General features: G+C 64.8%; 19 protein-coding genes. 5 read left to right on the forward strand and 14 right to left on the reverse strand.

Annotated elements, in window-relative coordinates:
* Nucleotides 1–94: 94 nt before the first annotated feature.
* Nucleotides 95–1,102, reverse strand: coding sequence for an NAD(P)-dependent alcohol dehydrogenase (locus GSQ90_RS20455; RefSeq protein WP_158816751.1), 1,008 nt, complete (start codon nt 1,100–1,102; stop codon nt 95–97).
* 17 nt (nt 1,103–1,119) lie between these two features.
* Nucleotides 1,120–1,485: a nuclear transport factor 2 family protein gene (locus GSQ90_RS20460; RefSeq protein ID WP_158816752.1), complete on the reverse strand. Its 366-nt coding sequence runs from the start codon at nt 1,483–1,485 to the stop codon at nt 1,120–1,122.
* 173 nt (nt 1,486–1,658) lie between these two features.
* Between GSQ90_RS20460 and GSQ90_RS20465 the strand changes: the two genes are divergently transcribed.
* Nucleotides 1,659–2,492: a helix-turn-helix domain-containing protein gene (locus GSQ90_RS20465; RefSeq protein ID WP_158816753.1), complete on the forward strand. Its 834-nt coding sequence runs from the start codon at nt 1,659–1,661 to the stop codon at nt 2,490–2,492.
* Between the two features lie 27 nt (nt 2,493–2,519).
* On the opposite strand, the gene GSQ90_RS20470 is transcribed toward GSQ90_RS20465, so the two are convergent.
* Nucleotides 2,520–3,971 carry an MFS transporter gene (locus GSQ90_RS20470; RefSeq protein ID WP_158816754.1) on the reverse strand — a complete coding sequence of 484 codons (1,452 nt, stop codon included), beginning with the start codon at nt 3,969–3,971 and terminating at the stop codon, nt 2,520–2,522.
* Nucleotides 3,968–4,279 (reverse strand): NIPSNAP family protein, encoded by a 312-nt coding sequence (locus GSQ90_RS20475; protein ID WP_158816755.1) that lies wholly within the window; start codon nt 4,277–4,279, stop codon nt 3,968–3,970. Before GSQ90_RS20475 ends, GSQ90_RS20470 begins: the two co-directional genes overlap by 4 nt.
* Before the next feature lie 185 nt (nt 4,280–4,464).
* Between GSQ90_RS20475 and GSQ90_RS20480 the strand changes: the two genes are divergently transcribed.
* Complete coding sequence (locus GSQ90_RS20480; protein WP_158816756.1) at nt 4,465–5,169, forward strand: helix-turn-helix transcriptional regulator; 705 nt, start codon at nt 4,465–4,467, stop codon at nt 5,167–5,169.
* Nucleotides 5,170–5,282: 113 nt separating this feature from the next.
* Nucleotides 5,283–6,188: a protein-L-isoaspartate O-methyltransferase gene (locus GSQ90_RS20485; protein WP_158816757.1), complete on the forward strand. Its 906-nt coding sequence runs from the start codon at nt 5,283–5,285 to the stop codon at nt 6,186–6,188.
* A 54-nt stretch (nt 6,189–6,242) separates the two neighbouring features.
* On the opposite strand, the gene GSQ90_RS20490 is transcribed toward GSQ90_RS20485, so the two are convergent.
* The 3 genes from GSQ90_RS20490 to GSQ90_RS20500 all read right to left on the reverse strand — a co-directional run bounded on the left by GSQ90_RS20490 (nt 6,243) and on the right by GSQ90_RS20500 (nt 9,211).
* Nucleotides 6,243–7,712, reverse strand: a complete 1,470-nt coding sequence (locus GSQ90_RS20490) for a sodium:solute symporter (RefSeq protein ID WP_158816758.1) — start codon at nt 7,710–7,712, stop codon at nt 6,243–6,245.
* Nucleotides 7,709–7,927: a DUF3311 domain-containing protein gene (locus GSQ90_RS20495; RefSeq protein ID WP_158816759.1), complete on the reverse strand. Its 219-nt coding sequence runs from the start codon at nt 7,925–7,927 to the stop codon at nt 7,709–7,711. Before GSQ90_RS20495 ends, GSQ90_RS20490 begins: the two co-directional genes overlap by 4 nt.
* A 147-nt stretch (nt 7,928–8,074) precedes the next feature.
* The gene (locus GSQ90_RS20500; RefSeq protein ID WP_158816760.1) at nt 8,075–9,211 is read right to left on the reverse strand and encodes an ABC transporter substrate-binding protein; all 1,137 of its coding nucleotides are present in this window, start codon (nt 9,209–9,211) and stop codon (nt 8,075–8,077) included.
* A gap of 245 nt (nt 9,212–9,456) precedes the next feature.
* Between GSQ90_RS20500 and GSQ90_RS20505 the strand changes: the two genes are divergently transcribed.
* On the forward strand, nt 9,457–12,042 hold the full coding sequence (locus GSQ90_RS20505) for an MMPL family transporter (protein ID WP_158816761.1): 2,586 nt from the start codon (nt 9,457–9,459) through the stop codon (nt 12,040–12,042).
* A 21-nt stretch (nt 12,043–12,063) separates the two neighbouring features.
* On the opposite strand, the gene GSQ90_RS20510 is transcribed toward GSQ90_RS20505, so the two are convergent.
* The 5 genes from GSQ90_RS20510 to cobT all read right to left on the reverse strand — a co-directional run bounded on the left by GSQ90_RS20510 (nt 12,064) and on the right by cobT (nt 14,498).
* On the reverse strand, nt 12,064–12,876 hold the full coding sequence (locus tag GSQ90_RS20510) for a class I SAM-dependent methyltransferase (RefSeq protein WP_158816762.1): 813 nt from the start codon (nt 12,874–12,876) through the stop codon (nt 12,064–12,066).
* Nucleotides 12,869–12,988: a nicotinate-nucleotide--dimethylbenzimidazole phosphoribosyltransferase gene (locus tag GSQ90_RS20515; protein ID WP_246731693.1), complete on the reverse strand. Its 120-nt coding sequence runs from the start codon at nt 12,986–12,988 to the stop codon at nt 12,869–12,871. The genes GSQ90_RS20510 and GSQ90_RS20515 overlap by 8 nt, the downstream gene beginning before the upstream one ends.
* Nucleotides 12,985–13,245: a DUF2442 domain-containing protein gene (locus tag GSQ90_RS20520; protein ID WP_158816763.1), complete on the reverse strand. Its 261-nt coding sequence runs from the start codon at nt 13,243–13,245 to the stop codon at nt 12,985–12,987. The genes GSQ90_RS20515 and GSQ90_RS20520 overlap by 4 nt, the downstream gene beginning before the upstream one ends.
* A gap of 61 nt (nt 13,246–13,306) precedes the next feature.
* Complete coding sequence (locus tag GSQ90_RS20525; protein WP_174247512.1) at nt 13,307–13,471, reverse strand: DUF4160 domain-containing protein; 165 nt, start codon at nt 13,469–13,471, stop codon at nt 13,307–13,309.
* Between the two features lie 4 nt (nt 13,472–13,475).
* The gene (gene cobT, locus GSQ90_RS20530; protein ID WP_158816764.1) at nt 13,476–14,498 is read right to left on the reverse strand and encodes a nicotinate-nucleotide--dimethylbenzimidazole phosphoribosyltransferase; all 1,023 of its coding nucleotides are present in this window, start codon (nt 14,496–14,498) and stop codon (nt 13,476–13,478) included.
* Between the two features lie 155 nt (nt 14,499–14,653).
* Here cobT and GSQ90_RS20535 point away from each other — a divergent pair, with 155 nt between their 5' ends.
* On the forward strand, nt 14,654–15,445 hold the full coding sequence (locus tag GSQ90_RS20535) for an SDR family oxidoreductase (protein WP_158816765.1): 792 nt from the start codon (nt 14,654–14,656) through the stop codon (nt 15,443–15,445).
* 192 nt (nt 15,446–15,637) lie between these two features.
* Here GSQ90_RS20535 and GSQ90_RS20540 read toward each other — a convergent pair whose 3' ends face one another.
* Together GSQ90_RS20540 and GSQ90_RS20545 are read right to left on the reverse strand one after the other, a co-directional pair.
* A complete protein-coding gene (locus GSQ90_RS20540; RefSeq protein ID WP_158816766.1) occupies nt 15,638–15,895 on the reverse strand; it encodes a hypothetical protein in 258 nt (85 codons plus the stop codon).
* Between the two features lie 107 nt (nt 15,896–16,002).
* Nucleotides 16,003–16,632 carry a DUF1062 domain-containing protein gene (locus GSQ90_RS20545; protein WP_158816767.1) on the reverse strand — a complete coding sequence of 210 codons (630 nt, stop codon included), beginning with the start codon at nt 16,630–16,632 and terminating at the stop codon, nt 16,003–16,005.
* Nucleotides 16,633–17,031 lie beyond the last annotated feature (399 nt).

Genomic DNA, 17,031 nt, shown 5'->3' on the forward strand with positions numbered 1-17,031 from the left:
TTGGGCGCGCGAACCGGCGGAAGGGTCGGATCGCGCGCCTTTAAGTTTGTTCCTCAAAGCGAAACCTTTGGTCTCGCCACAGGCGCAAGAGATTTCAATCGCCAGCGATGACGACCTTGCCAATGTGGGCGCGCGCTTCGAAATGCTGGTAGGCTCGTCGGGCCTCGTCAAAGCCGAACGTACGGTCGATGACAGGCCGCAGTTTGTGCGCGGCGATCGCCTGGTTCATCGCCTCGAAATGCGTGCGGCTGCCGACATAGACGCGCCGGACGATCACCGGATTGGCGAACGTGCGCGCGTCGATATTCCCCTGTCCGAGAGCGGCGACGAGCGTGACGACGCCTTCTTCGGCGGCGGCCGCGATCGAGCGTGGCATCGTATCCAATCCGCCGGTTTCGACGACATGGTCGACACCCCGTCCGCCGGTGCGTTCACGCACGACAAGATGCCACTCAGGACTCGACCGGTAGTTCACCACCTCGTCCGCTCCCAATTGCCTCAGCCTTTCCGCCTTCGCGTCCGTCGAAGTGATGGCGACGACGCGGGCGCCGAACAATTTGGCGAATTGCAGCGCGAATAGCGCCACGCCTCCCGTGCCGATCGTCAGAACGGTCTCGCGAGGCAAGATGGGCCGAGGTCCGAGCAATGCGGACCATGCGGTGAGCGCGGCGCAAGGCAAAGTCGCAGCCTCTTCGAACGACAGGTGAGAAGGGACCTTGATCAGGGCGCGCTCGCTCACCGCCAGCAATTGCGCCAGCACGCCGTCGCGCGTGCAGCCGAACTGGTCGGCCGCCATCGCCATAGAAAAACGACCCTCGATCCATTGCGGAAAATAGGTCGCGGCGACCCGGTCGCCGATGGCGACGCGGCTGACGCCCTCGCCAAGCGCGACAACTTCGCCCGCGCCATCGGACAGCGCGACCAGGCCGACGCGGCCTGGAACCGGATAGAGCCCGGTCAGAATCCGAAGGTCGCGATAATTCAGCGACCGGGCGCGGATTTTAACGAGAGCCTCGCCCGGGCCGGGCCGTGGATCGCGGCGCTCGCCCAGCGCCAGACCGTCGATTCCGGCGCCGAGCTTGTCGAAATAGTACGCCCGCATGCGAGTCGCCCTCCGCGTTATTGTACGATGAACTGGTAGTCGACGAGAATGCGACGCTCGGCGTCGACCATGAGAAACTCAAGGCCGACCGCCGCGACTTCATCGCCGCCGGCGGGAATCATTTCCCAATTGAAGGTGACGGCGTCGCGCAGCATCCGGGCGTTGCCGACGGCGCGGAATCGATAGCCGCCGTCGCGGACATTTTTCTCATGCGAGCCGATGATCCTCTTCTCCAGCGCGTCATAGCCGCGCGCTTCGCGGGCATTGACGTAATGGCGGCCGTCAGGCGCCCATAATTCAGCGATCGCGGCGCGGCGGCGATCCGGATCGGTCTCGTTCCAGACAGCCGTGTAGCGGTCCGCCAGTTCCTGCGCTTCATTCATGATGCTCTCCTTTTGCAAACGGCATGCGCGGCAATCGCGCCTTCCGCCGCAACATGGCCGCACGCCTGACGTTGGTCGATGACCTCCAAGGTCAAGAAACGATCCCCCGGCGCATATCTGGCTTGACCTCGGAGGTCATGGCGCGCGGCTTCAATTTCTTTTAGTCTACCCCCATGAATACGCATCAGCTTCCGTTCGGGGTTCTTCTTCGCCGTTGGCGGCAGCGCCGGCGGATGACCCAGATGGACCTTGCCGCCGCGGCCGACAGTTCGACGCGCCACCTGAGTTGTCTGGAGACGGGGCGGGCGCAGCCGAGCGCCGAAATGGTCATGCGCCTTGCCGAACGTCTGGAGATTCCGCTGCGCGACCGCAATGCGCTGCTTCTAGCCGCCGGCTTCGCGCCGGCTTTTGCGGAACGATCGCTGGCGGAACTGACTTCGGCGCACCGGGCGATCGAACAGATCCTCGAGGCGCACAAACCCTATCCGGCTTTCGCCGTCGACCGCCATTGGGACATCGTCCTCTCCAATAGCGCGTTGCCGCAACTCTATGTCGACTGCTCGCCCGAATTGTTGCGCCGGCCGGTCAACGCCATCCGTCTCATGCTGCATCCGTTTGGCCTCGCGCCGCGGATCGTCAATCTGGCCGAATGGCGCGCGCACATCGTCGCCGTCCTGCGTCAGCAAATCGAAGCGAGAGCCGATTCCGGCGCCCAGGCTCTGCTGGCCGAAATCATGGCCTATCCCGCGCCGACGGGCGATGCGGCGGCGTCTAGCGAAGGCCCGCAACGCTATGCGACGCCGTTGCGGATCGCGACGGGCGCGGGCGTGGTCTCGTTCCTGAGCACCACGACGATCTTCGGCACGCCGACCGATGTCACTCTGTCCGAGCTTGCTTTGGAGATGCTCTTTCCCGCCGACGAGGAAACCGTCGCCATCGCCAGAAAGCTGACCGCGGAAGAGGCCGCCCGGCTCGAACGCGAGCGCGCCCTCGTCGGCGCCCGTTGATGGCGCGTCGACAGTCTCGCAACGAAATTATTTCTTCGGATTGACGCGGCCGAAGACAATTATCGCCGCCGCGCCGATGAGCAGCGCCGCGGAGATGATGAGCGCTTCCCGGGCGCCGGGGATGAACGCGTTCGCCTGGCCGACGAGCGATCCAAATAGAGCGACGCCGACGACGCTGCCGGTCTGTCGCGTGGCGTTGAGAACGCCCGCCGCGACGCCCGAGCGCGCCTGTTCGACGCTGCCGAGCAGCGTGGCGGTGAGCGGGGGAACCAGCAGCCCGAGGCCCGCGCCGATCGCCAGAAGCTGCGCGCCCATCGCCCAGTAAGGCGCGCCAGGCGCGACGCCAAGAAGCGCGATGCAGCCCGCGCCGGCGACCGCCGCGCCGATAGCAATGACGACGGGCGCGCCGAGGCGCTCGCTGGCGCGGGCGGCCAGCAAATTCATCGGCAGCACGGCGCCCATCATCGGGAGAAAGGCGAGACCCGTCGCGAAAGGCGACAGGCCGTTGACGCGCTGGAAATACAGGCTGAGCACGAAGATGAGACCATAAAAGGCGACGTTCACCACGAGACCGACGATCGAGGTCAGCGCGAACATTCTGTGCCTGAACAGCGAAAGCGGAAGCATCGGCTGTCGCGCCCGCCATTCCTGGCATATGAACAGCGCGGCGAGAATCGCGAAACCGGCGAAGCCTGCGAGCACCCAGGAATTGCTCCAGCCCAGGGCGCCGCCTTCGATCGTCGCACCCGCCAGACAAGCCAGCGCGCCGATCGCCGCGGCTTGTCCGGCAAGATCGAGTTCGCGGTTCGCCGATCGCGGTGTTTCGCTGGCGTAGCGCCACGTCAGCCAGAGGCCGGCGAGGCCGATGGGCAGGTTGACCAGGAATATGCTGCGCCAGCCGATGAGAGCGATGAGCGCGCCGCCCGCGAGCGGGCCGGCCGTCAACGCAAGGCTGGCGCCGGCCGCCCAGATGCCAATCGCCCGTCCCCGCTCCTTCGCGTCGGAATAGGCATGATGCAGGAGCGCCAGCGAGTTCGGCACCAGGATCGCCGCGCCCACGCCCTGCGCGGCCCGCGCGGCGATCAGCGTCGCCGCATTCGGCGCCAACGCGCAGGCGAGGGATGCGGCGGTGAAGATGGCGAAGCCCGCCATAAAGACCTTTTTCGCGCCGATGCGGTCGCCCAGCGCGCCGGCCGTCAAAATGAGCGCGGCGAAGGCGATCGTATAAGTGCTGACGACCCATTGAAGCTCGGACACGCCGCCGCCCAGCGCATCGCCGATGCTGTTCAACGCCGTGTTGACGATGGTGACGTCGAGCTGGACTATTCCATAGCCCAGACTCATCGCCGCCAGCGTCAGCGATTGGGCGAGCGCCGAACGGTCAGGCGTTTTTCCGGAAAGCTGCGTCTGGTCCGCCTCTCGAATGGGCTGGGCAGCCGCTCCGACGGCGCAAGGAGAACTCGTCACATGTTTTGTCATGACGAGACGCGCCGGACGAACGATCGGTCTTCGTTCAGAATGCAGCCAGCCGCCTCGGCGTGGCGCAGACTTTCGACGGCGTCGGCGTCGGACAGCAGCTTCTCGCGATAGTCCTGGTACGCGGCCAGATCGGGAAAGTCGATCAATCCCATCGCAATATTGGTCGGCCCCGCGACCTTGGTCGGCAGGTAATAGCCGGCGACTTTGCCGCCACAGCGCTCGATGGGCTGCTGCAAGGTCCGCGTATAGGTCTCGAAATCAGCGAGCTTGTTGGCGTCGAGCGTATAACGAATGCACAAGGTCATCATGAGCGCCTCTCCTTTGGATCCAACGCACAATTCCATAACGCGCCAAGCCGCCATTGGTCCCACGCCTTCGCTTCGACCGCGGTCGAAGCTTTGGGCGAAGTTTCCCCTTGGCCGGCGCGACGTCTGATGTTCAATGGCGGGAGGCGGGCGCGCCATCCCCGGCAAGCGCGCGACAGGAGGCCGCGATGTCACGCAACGCCCTTGAAATGGCGGAGATCGCCAACCTCATCGGCGACGTTTCGCGGGCCAATATCCTGGCGGCGCTGATTGACGGGCGCGCGCTGACGGCGCTGGAGCTGAGTCTCGCGGCCCATGTGACGCCGCAGACGGCGAGTTCGCATCTGGCCAAGCTGCTCGGCGCCAATCTGCTGGCGGTCGAGAAACAGGGGCGCCATCGCTATTACCGCCTGGCGTCAAAGCAGGTGGCGCGGACGCTGGAGGCGATCATGGCGCTGACGGCCGATGCGCCGCCGCGCCATCGCGCCAAATCCAGGCCCGACGACGAACTCCGGACGGCGCGCATGTGTTACGACCATATCGCCGGCCGGATCGGCGTCGGCATTGCCGACGCGCTGATCGATTGCGGCCATATCGTTTTTGAGGGCGACGCGGGCGAGGTAACCGATTCCGGGCGCGAATTCTTCGCCGGCCTCGGCATCGATCTGTCGGCGCCGGTCAAGAGCCGGAGGGTCTTCTGCCGTTCCTGTCTCGACTGGAGCGAACGGCGGCCGCACATCGCGGGCCGCGTCGGGGCGGAAATCGCCGGCATGTGCATCGAGCGCCAATGGCTCGCGCGCAACGTCGCCAGCCGCGTCCTGACCGTCACCGGCCAAGGCCGCAAGATGCTGCCGCGCGCCTTTGGCGCGTATTTACTCAGGAGCGTCCTGTAGATCGCCGCGCCCTGCACGCGTTAGCGTGAATTTGCGAACAAAATTTATCATACAATTCACCGTCATCGCCGTTGCGCCTACGCCGGGACGCAATCGAATAGTATGAACCCGCCATGAGCGAAACGATCGAAGCGGCCCGGCAATCCTATGCAGAAGAACTGCGATTCACCACCCGCATGCGCTCTCAGGCTCTCTTAGCCGCGTTCGCGACCGTCCCGCGCGAGCGCTTCCTAGGCCCGGGCCCTTGGCGGGTCAAAAGCCCATGGGGCCTCGATGAATATTGGACGACGCGCGACGCCGATCCGCGGAGCATTTATCACGACGTGCTCGTCGCGCTCGACGAAGCGCGCGGCGTCAACAATGGCCAGCCCAGCCTTTGGGCCTTTCTGTTCGACAGGCTTGGCCTCGCCGCCGGCGAACATGTGGTGCATCTGGGCTGCGGCACGGGTTATTATACCGCGCTGATGGCCGAACTCGTCGGGCCGCAGGGAAGCGTCGCAGCGATCGAGATCGATGCTGCGATCGCGGAAAGGGCGCGCGTCGCGCTCGCCCCTTGGCCGCAAGTTGCTGTCGCCCGCGCCGACGGCGCCAGCGCTTCGCTGGAGCCGGCTGATGTAATCGTCGCAAGCGCCGGCGCGACGCACCCGCCGCTCGCATGGATCAACGCGCTCACGGTCGGCGGCAGGCTGCTGTTTCCCATGACGACGACGCGCGGACCGGGCCGGATGCTGCTCGTCACGCGCCGGACACAGAACGCCTTCGCCGCTCATTTCCTGTGCGATGTCGGATTTATCGATTTCCAAGGCGCGCGCGACCCGGAAGCCAGCCGCCGGTTGGCCGAGGCGCTCAAACGCGACAGGGGCGAGAGCGTGATGTCGCTGCGCCGCGACGATCACAAAGAAGACGAGAGCTGTTGGCTGCATGGCGACGGCTGGTGCCTGTCGTGTCGCGACCCCATTCAGACCGATGCGAAATGGCTGCGCAACGCGTCTCTTGAGCCGCGCGCTCCGGCGGACTGAGACGGGCGAACCTTCATCGCCGGCCTGCCCCGCGCCTAGCAACCGACCGCGCTGTCACGCGCGCCCGGCAAGCGCCGGCGCCGCGGCCGGGCCGGTCGCCGCGCTTACCGCGGCGGTGACGATCACATTCAGCGCGAGCGCGATGAAGCCGATATGGATATCGTTCACCCCAAGCGGCAGGAAGGGCAGCAAGCCGACGATCGTGCTGTGGGTGAGCGTGATCACGGCGACCGTCGCGACGCCGACGATGATCCCCGCGGAGACGCCCGCTTTGGTCGCCGGATTGTTGCGCATCAAGCTGCAGAGCAGCCCCGGGAACAATTGCGTGACGAAGGAATAGCCCATCAACAGCAAAGCGACGATCGTCTGTCCGCCCAGCAGCGCGAGCCATACGGCGAGGAGCGCGACAACGGGCGCAAGGCAGCGCGCTACGAGCGTCACCGTCTCGTCGCTCGTCTGCGGCCGCAGGCCGCGCAGAATGTCGTTGGCGATCAGCGTCGACGCCGCGATGAGGATCATCGAGCCCGGCACCAGCGCGGTGAGCACGCCCGCCGCACCGATCACGCCGATGAACCAAGGATCGAAAGTCTGGATCGAGAGACGAAACAGCGAAAGATCGATGTCCGGCCCCGTCAGGCCGGGAATTTTGAGGATCGCCGCAAAGCCGCAGAAGAACACGAACAGCAGGATGAGCTGATAGACCGGCAGCACGATCGCGTTGCGGCGGAATGTGCGCTCTTCTCTTGCGGTGAGCGCGGCGCCAAAGGAGTGCGGCCACATATAAAAGCCGAGCGCAGTGAGCAGCACCGTCGACTGAAACCACAAGACGCTCTCGCCCTGCGGCTTGAAAGCGAGGAGGCCGGGCTTGGCCGCATCGATGGCGCGGAACATGTCGCCATAGCCGCCGTAATAGTGAAAGGGCAGATAGATTCCCAGGAAGATCACGATGGCGAGGATGAGGAAATCCTTCACCGCCGCGTTCCAGGCGGTGCCGCGTACGCCCGAAACGATCACATAGATCGTGACGATCGCCGCGCCGATCCAGATCGCGACATCCGAGGATATCGAACCATAGGAGGCGACGGAGACGATGATGCCGAGCCCTTTGAATTGCAATTCGAGATAGGGAACGAGCGCGACCACGCCAACCGCCGCGACGAGCACGCCGAGCATAGGGCTTTCGTATTTGCGCGCGAAGAAATGCGATTGCGAGACGAGGCGCTCCTGCTTGGCGTAGCGCCAGATGGGCGGGAGCAGCCAATAGGAGAGGACGTAGGCGAGCGTGCCATAAGCGAGGATGTAATAGGCCGAGGCGCCTTTGCCATAGGCATAGCCGCTGCCGCCCAGAAAGGTGAAGGTCGTATAGATCTCGCCCGCGGTGAGCAGGAAGACGAGCAGGGCGCCAAAGCCGCGCCCCCCGACCGTCCATTGCTCCAGCGTCATCTGCTTGCCGCTTCGCGCCAGGAGGCCGAGGCCAAGCGAGAAGGCCGCGACGAGGAAGATGATGACGAGCGCGCTGTTCATCGGTCCGCCCTCTCATCGCTTTCGTCCGCCTTCGCATTGGCCGGATCGCAGGCATAGACGATCGCCATGATGACCGAGCTGAGCACGACCCAGCCGACGATCCAGGCCAGCACGAAGGGCATTCCAAAGACCAGAGGCTCGACATTGTTGACGAAGGCCGTGCCGATCAGCATGCCCAGAAAAGGCAGAATTGCGAGCCACCGGACATTGTTCATAGCAGCGCCTCCCCGGGCAGGGCCGTCCCACTGTGACGAATTTGCAAAGCCCCGATGAAGCTTATTCTCATGCTCGCGGCCCCGGCAAGCCCGAATGCGCGGCGCCCCTGCGCGATACGCGAGCAAGCACGGGCCTTGCCGCGCGCGTCAGCCGCCCACTTGCGCGATCACGCTGATCTTCCCCTCGCGCACGCCGACGATCTGCATCGGCGTGTGGGGATGATTGTGGTCGTCCATCGCATAAGTCCCGCCAAGAAGAGACGGCATTTTGGATGATTTCAGCGCCTGCTGAATGTCCCCTGGCCTGTCTGAATTCGCGCGGCGGATGGCGTCGACCACAAGATAGGTCGCCTCATAGGCGAAGAACGACCGCTGGGTCGGCGTCAGCCCATATTTGGCGCGATAGGCGTGAACGAAATCCTGAACGCCCGGCGTCTCAAGGAAAGGGGTGAACACCGTGACGCCCGCGGCGCTGTCGAGGCCGCCTTTGGCGAGGAACTGCGGCGACACCGCGCCGATCGCCGTCGCAAAGTCGATGCGTCCGGTAACCGGCACGCTCCAGCCGGCGTGTTCATAGGCGTGAAAGAACGCCGCGGTGGAAACACCCAGCACAGTGACGATCCGATCCGGCGCCAGCGCCTTGAAGCGCGCGAGCAGCGGCGCAAGATCGGTCGTCCCCTTGGCGATCGTTTCATTGGCGAGGATTTTCAAACCGGCGGCCGCGGCCGCCTTCTCCATGCTCGCGGCATTGGTCTTGTTGAAGTCGTTATCGTCGGCGACGATCGCGACGCTATGAACGCCCTGCCCCTTCAGCCAATCCATCATGTCGGTCGCGATATCGAGATCAGACGGGATCGTCTTGAAGACATAGTCATTGCCGCCGACGCCGGACGCATCGACGAAATCCTGGCCCGCCGAAATATCGATAACGAGGGGAACTTTCGCCTCTTGCACTATGGGCATGATCGCATGCGTGACCGGCGTCGCCAGGGCGCCCAGCAGCACCGGCGCATGCTGCTCCTCGATCAGCCTTTTCGTCGCGGCGATCCCCGCGGGGATATCGGCGGCATTGTCGCCGTAGACGGCCTCCACCGGACGGCCGAGCACGCCGCCCGCCTGGTTGATGCGCTGAAGAGCGAGTTCGACGCCATATTGTTCGCTTTGTCCGCGATCGGCGAGAGGTCCGCTGAGAATGGTCGTGACGCCGATGCGCACGGGTTCAGCGGCGAAAGCCGGACCGATGGCCAGGAGACATCCTGTCAGGAAAGCGGTTCTGAACATCATCGGTATTTTCCCTTGGAATATTCGATAGCGCCATTCCGCGAGCGCCAGATCAGGCAAAACAGGCTAGCCTGTCCGCGTTGCCGCCGCCACGATGCATCGCCTGTCGGAGATCAATCTTGCGTGCTCGCGTGGCGGCAGGGGCGTCGGCGCGCTTTGCCCGACGGGCTCGACCTTGACCGGACGCGCGGCGCTATTCCATATGGCTCGTTCCGGAAGCAGGCGGCCCGCAAGATGACGGATACGTGATGATTGTCGCAACGATCGCACGGATCGTCGTGTTTTGCGGCCGAAACTGCTGGGCCGTCATCGGCGCGTTCCTGCCGCTCGCCTGCGTCTCGGCTTTCTATCTTGTTCAGAATTTCGCGATCACCACCGACAGCAGCAAGCTCTTGTCGGAATCGCTGCCTTGGCGGCAACAGGAAATCGTGCTGGACCGTGCGTTTCCGGGGCGCACGGACCTGATCGTCGCGGTCGTCGACGCGGCGACGCCTGAAGCCGCCGCGGCGGCCGCCGGCGCGCTGAGCGAACGCCTCGCCCCACGCACCGATCTCTTTCACACCGTGCGCCAGCCCGGCGGCGAGCCCTTTTTCGCGCAAGAGGGGCTTCTGTTCGGGACATTGGCGGAGGTCCGGCGCAATTGCGACGAATTCCTCCGCGCGCAGTTCTTCCTGACCGGTCTTGCCGCCGATCCGAGCCTGCGCGGAATCATGGGCGTTTTATCGCAGGGGCTGCAGGGGGTGCGCCTCAGGCAAGGTAGGCTTGAGGACTTTTCGCAACCGATCGCGCTGATCGCGGACGCGCTTGAACGGTCGGCCGCCGGGCGCGATCCGGCATTTTCGTGGCGCAGGCTGATCGCCGGCCGGGCGCCTGAACCCGCCGATCTGCGCCAATTCGTCTATTTCCAGCCCAAGCTCGACTTTGGCGATCTGCAACCGGGCGGGCGCGCCGCCAAGGCCATTCGCGACGCCGCCAAAGCGCTTTCGCTGACGCCCGAACACGGCGTGAAGGTGCGCCTGACGGGTCCGGTCGCGCTTTCGGATGAGGAATTCGCGACTGTCGCCGACGGCGCCGCCGTCAACGGCGTGGCGACGGCGCTCATCGTCATCCTGATCCTTTGGCTCGCGCTGAAGCAGCCGCGCCTCATCGTCGCGGTTCTCGCCAATCTGGTCGCCGGGCTCGCCATCACCGCGGCAGTCGGCCTCTGGATGGTCGGGACGCTGAACCTGATCTCGGTCGCTTTCGCGGTCCTGTTCGTCGGGCTGGGCGTTGATTTTGGCATTCAGTTCACCGTGCGCTATCGCGACGCGCGCCACAGCGAAGCCAACATCGGCGCGGCGCTGCGCAACACAGGCGCAGGCGTCAGCGGTCCTCTGCTGCTCGCGGCGGCTTCGACGGCCGCCGGCTTCTATTCCTTCCTGCCGACGGCGTATCGCGGGCTATCGGAGCTCGGGCTTATCGCCGGAACGGGCATGCTGATCGCCTTCGCGACCAGCGTCACCCTGTTGCCCGCCCTGATCGCCGCGCTGAAGCCGAAAGGCGAGCCCGATCCGATCGGCTTTGCCGCGCTGGCTCCCCTCGACCGCTTCCTGACGCGCTGGCGCTTCTGGATCATCGGCGGGACGCTGGGCGTCACGCTGCTTGGCGCGCCGCTTCTTTTCAATTTGCGGTTCGACTTCAATCCCTTGAATCTGCGCAGCGCCAGCACGGAATCCGTATCGACCCTACTGGACCTGATGAAGGACCCGCACGCCAGCCCCAACTCGATCGACGTGCTGACGCCCGATCTGGCCAAGGCGACGGCGCTGGCGGCCAAGCTGTCGCAAGTCCCGGAAGTCGCCGAGACGCGCACCCTGCAAAGCTTCGTGCCGACCGAGCAGCCGGAAAAACTCGCCATCATCAAGGACACGGCTAGTCTGTTGAAGGACGCCCTCAATCCGCCATCGGTCGCGCCCACCCCGACGGACGCCGAGGACATCGAGGCGCTCAAAGCGACGGCGCGGGACCTGCTTGATTCCATCGGCGAGGCCGGCGGCAAGACGGCCGACGATGCGCGCAGACTGAGCCGCCTCCTGACCAACCTGGCCAACGGGACGCCCGGCGCGCGCCAGATTATTCGCGACGCCCTCGTCAAACCGCTCGTCGTCACGCTCGACCAGGTCCGCAGCTTGCTGAACGCGGCGCCCGCCTCGATCGAGAGCCTGCCGCCCTCGCTGGTCCAGGATTGGGTGGCGAGCGACGGGCGCGCGCGCATCGAGGTCGCGCCGAAAGGCGACTCGAACGACAATAAGACGATGCGTCAATTCGCCGACGCGGTCCTCAAAGTCGCGCCGGAGGCGACGGGCAGCCCGATCTTCATCCTTGAGGCGGCCAAGACGATCGTCAGGGCTTTCTGGCAGGCGGGCCTGTGGTCGATCGTCTCGATCGCGCTTCTGCTGTTCCTGGTGCTGCGGCGGCTGACCGATGTGGCGCTGACCCTGATCCCGCTGATGGTGGCGATCGTCGCAACCCTCGAAATATGCGTGCTGATCGACCTGCCGCTCAATTTCGCCAATATCATCGCGCTGCCCCTGCTGCTCGGGGTGGGCGTCGCGTTCAAAATCTATTACGTGATGGCGTGGCGCGCCGGCGAAACCAATTTCCTGCAATTGAGCCTGACGCGCGCCGTCTTCTTCAGCGCTTTGGCGACCGCGACGGCCTTCGGCAGCCTGTGGTTCTCGCACCACCCCGGCACGTCGAGCATGGGCAAGCTGATGGCGCTCGCGCTTGTGACGACGCTCTCGGCCGCGCTGCTGTTCCAGCCGGCGCTGCTCGCGACCCGCAAGCACGATTGATCTTGCGCAAGGCCTCGCAGATTATGGGCGCTGCGCGGAGAAGACGTGCGCGCGCAGCGGACAGCGCACCGGATGGTCGCCAAAGCCCGCGGCGATATTGGCTGCGACCATCGCCTTGATATCGGCAAGCGCTTCGGGGCGGCGGTTCATGATCTCGGTGTAAAGCGGGCTGCCTTCGACGAGGCCAATCGCGGCCTCCGCGGCGGACGGACTTGCGCCGACCTTTGACAGCGTGCGCGATTCGATATTCTGAAATCCGGCGTCGGCCAGCCAGGCCCGTATCGGCGCGGGGTCATGCAGGCTGAAGGGAACGCGCATGAATTGCGGCGGGCTCTCGGGAAAATATTGAACGCTCGCTTCGAAGGCGATTTTCGGGACCGGGTTGGCGTCGATCGCGTCCCAGACGTTGAAGAGATAGCGGCCGCCCGGCTTCAGCACGCGAAAAGCCTCGCGCACGCCCGCGGCTTTGTCAGGAAAGAACATCAAGCCGAACTGGCAGACAACAGCATCGAACGACGCGTCGTCGAATGGCAAATTGGTCCCGTCCGCCTGCCGCCATTCCAGCCCGAGACCGGCGACGCCGCGCCGCTGCGCGTGAGCGAACATCGCCTCGTTGAGGTCGGTCGCGACGATTGCACCCTGGCCGCCCAGCCGCCTGAGCAGGCGTTCGGTGAGGATGCCGGTGCCGCAAGCCGTCTCGAGCACGCGCGCGCTAGGCGCGACGGGGACGCGCGCCGCCAGGTCGTCGGCGAATTCGTGGAACAGAAGCGGGCCGAGATACGCATCGTAGGCGTGAGGGATCGATCCGACGAATGCCGCGTTTGGATCAGCCATGATACGCTCCAAAGGAGGAACCGACATGATGGGCGAGCGCGCCCTCAACAATTCCGACCGCCTGCGCCGCGCCCGAACCTTCGCCCAGCCGCATGCCAAGATCGAGCGTCAAGCAACCCCGGCCTTTGGCCGTGGGCGTGTCTGATCGCCTCGCCCCGCCAGCAGCCCTTCGATGGAGATGTCCTCGTCCAGATCTTCCCAGTGCAGGCCACGCGCGCTGATAGAGACCTGCTCGCGCTGCGCCGACGAGCCGCGCAACAGGCGCGGAAACCACGCCAGCGGAACGCCGAGCGTACGACCGTCCGACAACTCGACCCAGAAGCTGTCCTCATCGAAACGGACACTGTTAGCTCTCACCAAAGAACTCATCCCAGGCCCTCAAAATAAAGCTTCTCCGATGCGTGACGAGTTCGAGCAGTTCACGCAAAGTCTAAGCGTTGAAGCCATCATTATAGGCGACAATCACCTCGGGAGACAGCCAAAATTTGGCTTCTATTCCGTCCTTCAGCACGTGAATATGCACAGGCTCGCGCGGGTCGCCTTCATTTGCGTAAAAGAGAAAACGAAAGCCTTTGTGACGGAAAACGACCGGCACGCGTTCACCCCTCTTTCCCCGCCACGCCCGCTTCCGCGAAGGTCGCCATCCCGATATGGCAGGCGAGCGCGCCTTTGACGATGCCGACCGCCAGCGCCGCGCCTGAGCCTTCGCCAAGCCGCATGCCCAGATCAAGGATCGGCGGTTTGCCGAGGCGGCGCAGGACTTCGGCATGCGCGCTTTCGGCCGACACATGCGCGGCCATGCAATGGTCGAGCGCGGAAGGGTCGAGCGCCTGCAGGATCGCCGCGCTCGCGCAGACGACGAAGCCGTCGAGCAGCACGGGCGTGCGCTGAATGCGCGCGGCCAGGATCGCCCCCGCGATCGCCGCGATCTCGCGCCCGCCGACGCGGCGCAAAACCTCCAGCGGATCGCCGAGATGTTCGCGATGCAGCGCGACCGCGGCCGCCACCGCGCCCGCCTTGCGCTTCAGGCCTTCGTCGTCGACGCCCGTGCCGCGCCCGACCCAATCTTCTGGCTTGCCGCCCCAGAGCGCATGATAGATGGCGGCCGCCACCGTGGTGTTGCCGATGCCCATTTCGCCAAGGCACAGGAGGTCGGCGCCTGAAGCCAGCGCCTCCATGCCGAAGGCCATCGTCGCCGCGCAGGCTTTTTCGTCGAGCGCGGGGCCTTGCGTGATATCGCCGGTCGGCACTTCCAGCGCGAGTTCGAATACTTTGAGACTGAGATCGAAGGTCTTGCAGATCTGATTGATCGCTGCGCCGCCGGAAGCGAAATTGGCGACCATCGCCTGCGTCACCGATTGGGGAAACGGCGAAACGCCTTGCGCGACGACGCCATGATTGCCGGCGAAGACCGCGACCAGCGGCTGATCGATATGCGGGCGCGGCGCGCCCTGCCAGGCGGCGAGCCATTCGACGATCGTCTCCAGCCGTCCCAGCGAACCGGCCGGCTTGGTCAGCTCGGCCTCGCGCGCCCGCACTGCGGCGGCCGCAGCCTCATCGGGGCCCGGCATGGCTTTGATCAGCGCGCGTATGTCGTCGAAGGGTCGCGGCGCGGTATTCATGAGAAGGTCTCGCAAGATTTAAGGACGCCGCCTCGTAAAGCAATTTCGCGGCAAACGGAAATGGGCGCCGCCGGCGTCAAATTTCATTGGCCGGCGAGTTCCTATACGATGGGCGACGACGCGACTCGAAAATCGCGAGGAATCGAGGGAGCCCCATGCCGCAACCGCCCAACACTTTCGCGCTTCCGCCGGGAATGCGCGTCCTCGTCACAGCCGGCGCTTCGGGCATCGGGCGCGCGATCGCCGATCTTCTGCTCGCTCATGGCGCGCGGGTCCATATCTGCGACGTGTCGGAGGAATTCCTTGGCGATTTCGCCAAGGCCTGGCCGGACGCCGGGCGCAGCAAGGCGGACGTCTCTTCGGAGGCCGATGTCGCGCGCTTGTTCGCGGACGTGCGCGCCAATCTTGGCGGGCTCGACGTGCTGATCAATAATGCGGGGATCGCTGGCCCGACCGGCGGCGTCGAGGACATAAAGCCGGCCGACTGGCGGCGCACGATCGACATCTGCCTGACGGGCCAGTTCCTCTGCGCCCATCACGCCGTTCCGATGCTGAAGGCGGCGGGCGGCGGCGCGATCGTCAATCTCTCGTCGGCCGCCGGGCGTTTTGGCTATGCGCTCCGCACGCCCTATTCCGCCGCCAAATGGGGCGTCATCGGCTTCACCCAGAGTCTGGCCAAGGAACTCGGCCCCGCCAATATCCGCGTCAATGCGATCCTGCCCGGCATCATCGAGGGGCCGCGCATGACCGGCGTCATCGAGGCGCGCGCCAAACAAGTCGGCGTCGCCTATCAAGAGATGGAGAAAACCTATGTCGACCGCATCTCGCTGCGCCGCATGACGTCAGCGCAGGACGTCGCGGCGACCGTGCTGTTCCTGGTCTCGGACGCGGGGCGTAACATGTCGGGGCAGTCGATCGGCGTCGACGGCAATGTGGAGAGCCTTTGAGGGCGCTAGGGAGCGGCGACGATTGAACCGCCGCGCGAGGGCGCGGAACAATCTGGCGCGATCGGGGCGGGCGGGACAAGCGCTCGACTACCCATTCGATGGTCAAGGTGAGAAACCGGAAAAACCACCTTGTTCCCTATACCGCCGCGTCCGGTTGACGCGCACCCGATCTCGCCAGAATAGACCGTTCTCTCACGCCCACAGCGGCGACAGCGAACCTCGTTGCGACGCGGATCCTTCGGCTAGGCTGTCGTGCGCCAGGATGATGCGGCTTTGCCGCGGCTCCCATACGAGGGGCGCGATATCGAACCGCTTGCAGCGGCCCATATGGCCCGTCGCGACTTTCGCCGCGTCGTCCTCGCTTTCGGATTCAATGATCTCCGTCCGCACGGGCGGCGACGAATTCTCCAAGCTGTCAAAATAATAAGCGTGCCACGCAATATTGGCCATCGGTTCCTCCCTGCGATCCCCCTGACGCGTCCGCATTGAACTGCGAATCAACGCCGAACTGTTTAGTGGAAATTTGTGTCCGCATTGAGCCGTCCGCTCCTCTCACGCTATGGGCCGCGAGCCGACCTTACGAAATCGACATCGTCGTCTTTCGGCAAAATCTCGATGCTGACGCCCATCCGGTCCCTGACCGGCCGCCGCAGCATTCGCGCGCCTTGCGGGGATATTGCAAGACGTCCATTGGCCTGCAGCTCTTGAACCCGTACGCGAGACATTCGGAACTCGCTCGCCAACAGACGATCGACCCGCAGGCAGGTTGGCATGGGAACGGCCAACGCGATCTCTATTCTTTCGAGCGGCTCCGAACCCTCGGACAGCGCCAGCTTGCGCACGTCGACGGCGGCGAACTCTTCCACCCGCTCCGACCTGCGCTTGAGGTCTTCAACGTCGAAAGCCGCGCGGCGCGCCCAATCCGGATCGTTCGTCTGAAGCGCTTGCAAAAACGCGGGGTCGATATCGCGGATATGTCGACGCTCGAACAGCGGACGGTTCCAGCTATTCTCGCAGTCCACGCATTTGTAGATCAGCCAGGCGTCGACGCGCTTGCCATTGGCGTTGATCCTGATTTTGTCGCTGCTGCGGAACGCTCTCGCGCCGCCGCATCGATTGCAGGTCAGCCAGGGTCGCGGGGCTATCTGGGGCGTAATCGTCCATTGGACTCGGAGGACATTGGACATGCCGGCTTGCTCTTCCCGTTGGGAAGTTCGTCAAGACGACGGCATTGAGGAGCCCCGAGAGGCGCGGCGTGGCGGCGGATTGAGTGGCGTTAAGGATGGAATGCGGAGGGCCGGTGCGCCCCGCCGCGTTCCAGCGCTGCCCTACCGGTCTCAAACCGCCACCCTGAAGAACGCAGTTCATATCGAGGCGCCGCGAACATATGGCCGCAGCGAAGATGCAGGCTGCCCCGCACTCACGACTACGACCGAACGCGCGACCATGCGTGCTTGGTGAAACTGGCGAGACCGGCGCTTACGATGGCAAAGCAGAACGCCCCTGTGAGGATGCCGACGCCTTTCTAACCCAACTGGATCGGGAATGGGAAGCGCCTTGGCCGAGGGCGGATGACCGCCGCGGCG

Origin of the sequence: Methylocapsa sp. S129, assembly GCF_009765995.1 — a bacterium.
Lineage (GTDB): Bacteria > Pseudomonadota > Alphaproteobacteria > Rhizobiales > Beijerinckiaceae > Roseiarcus.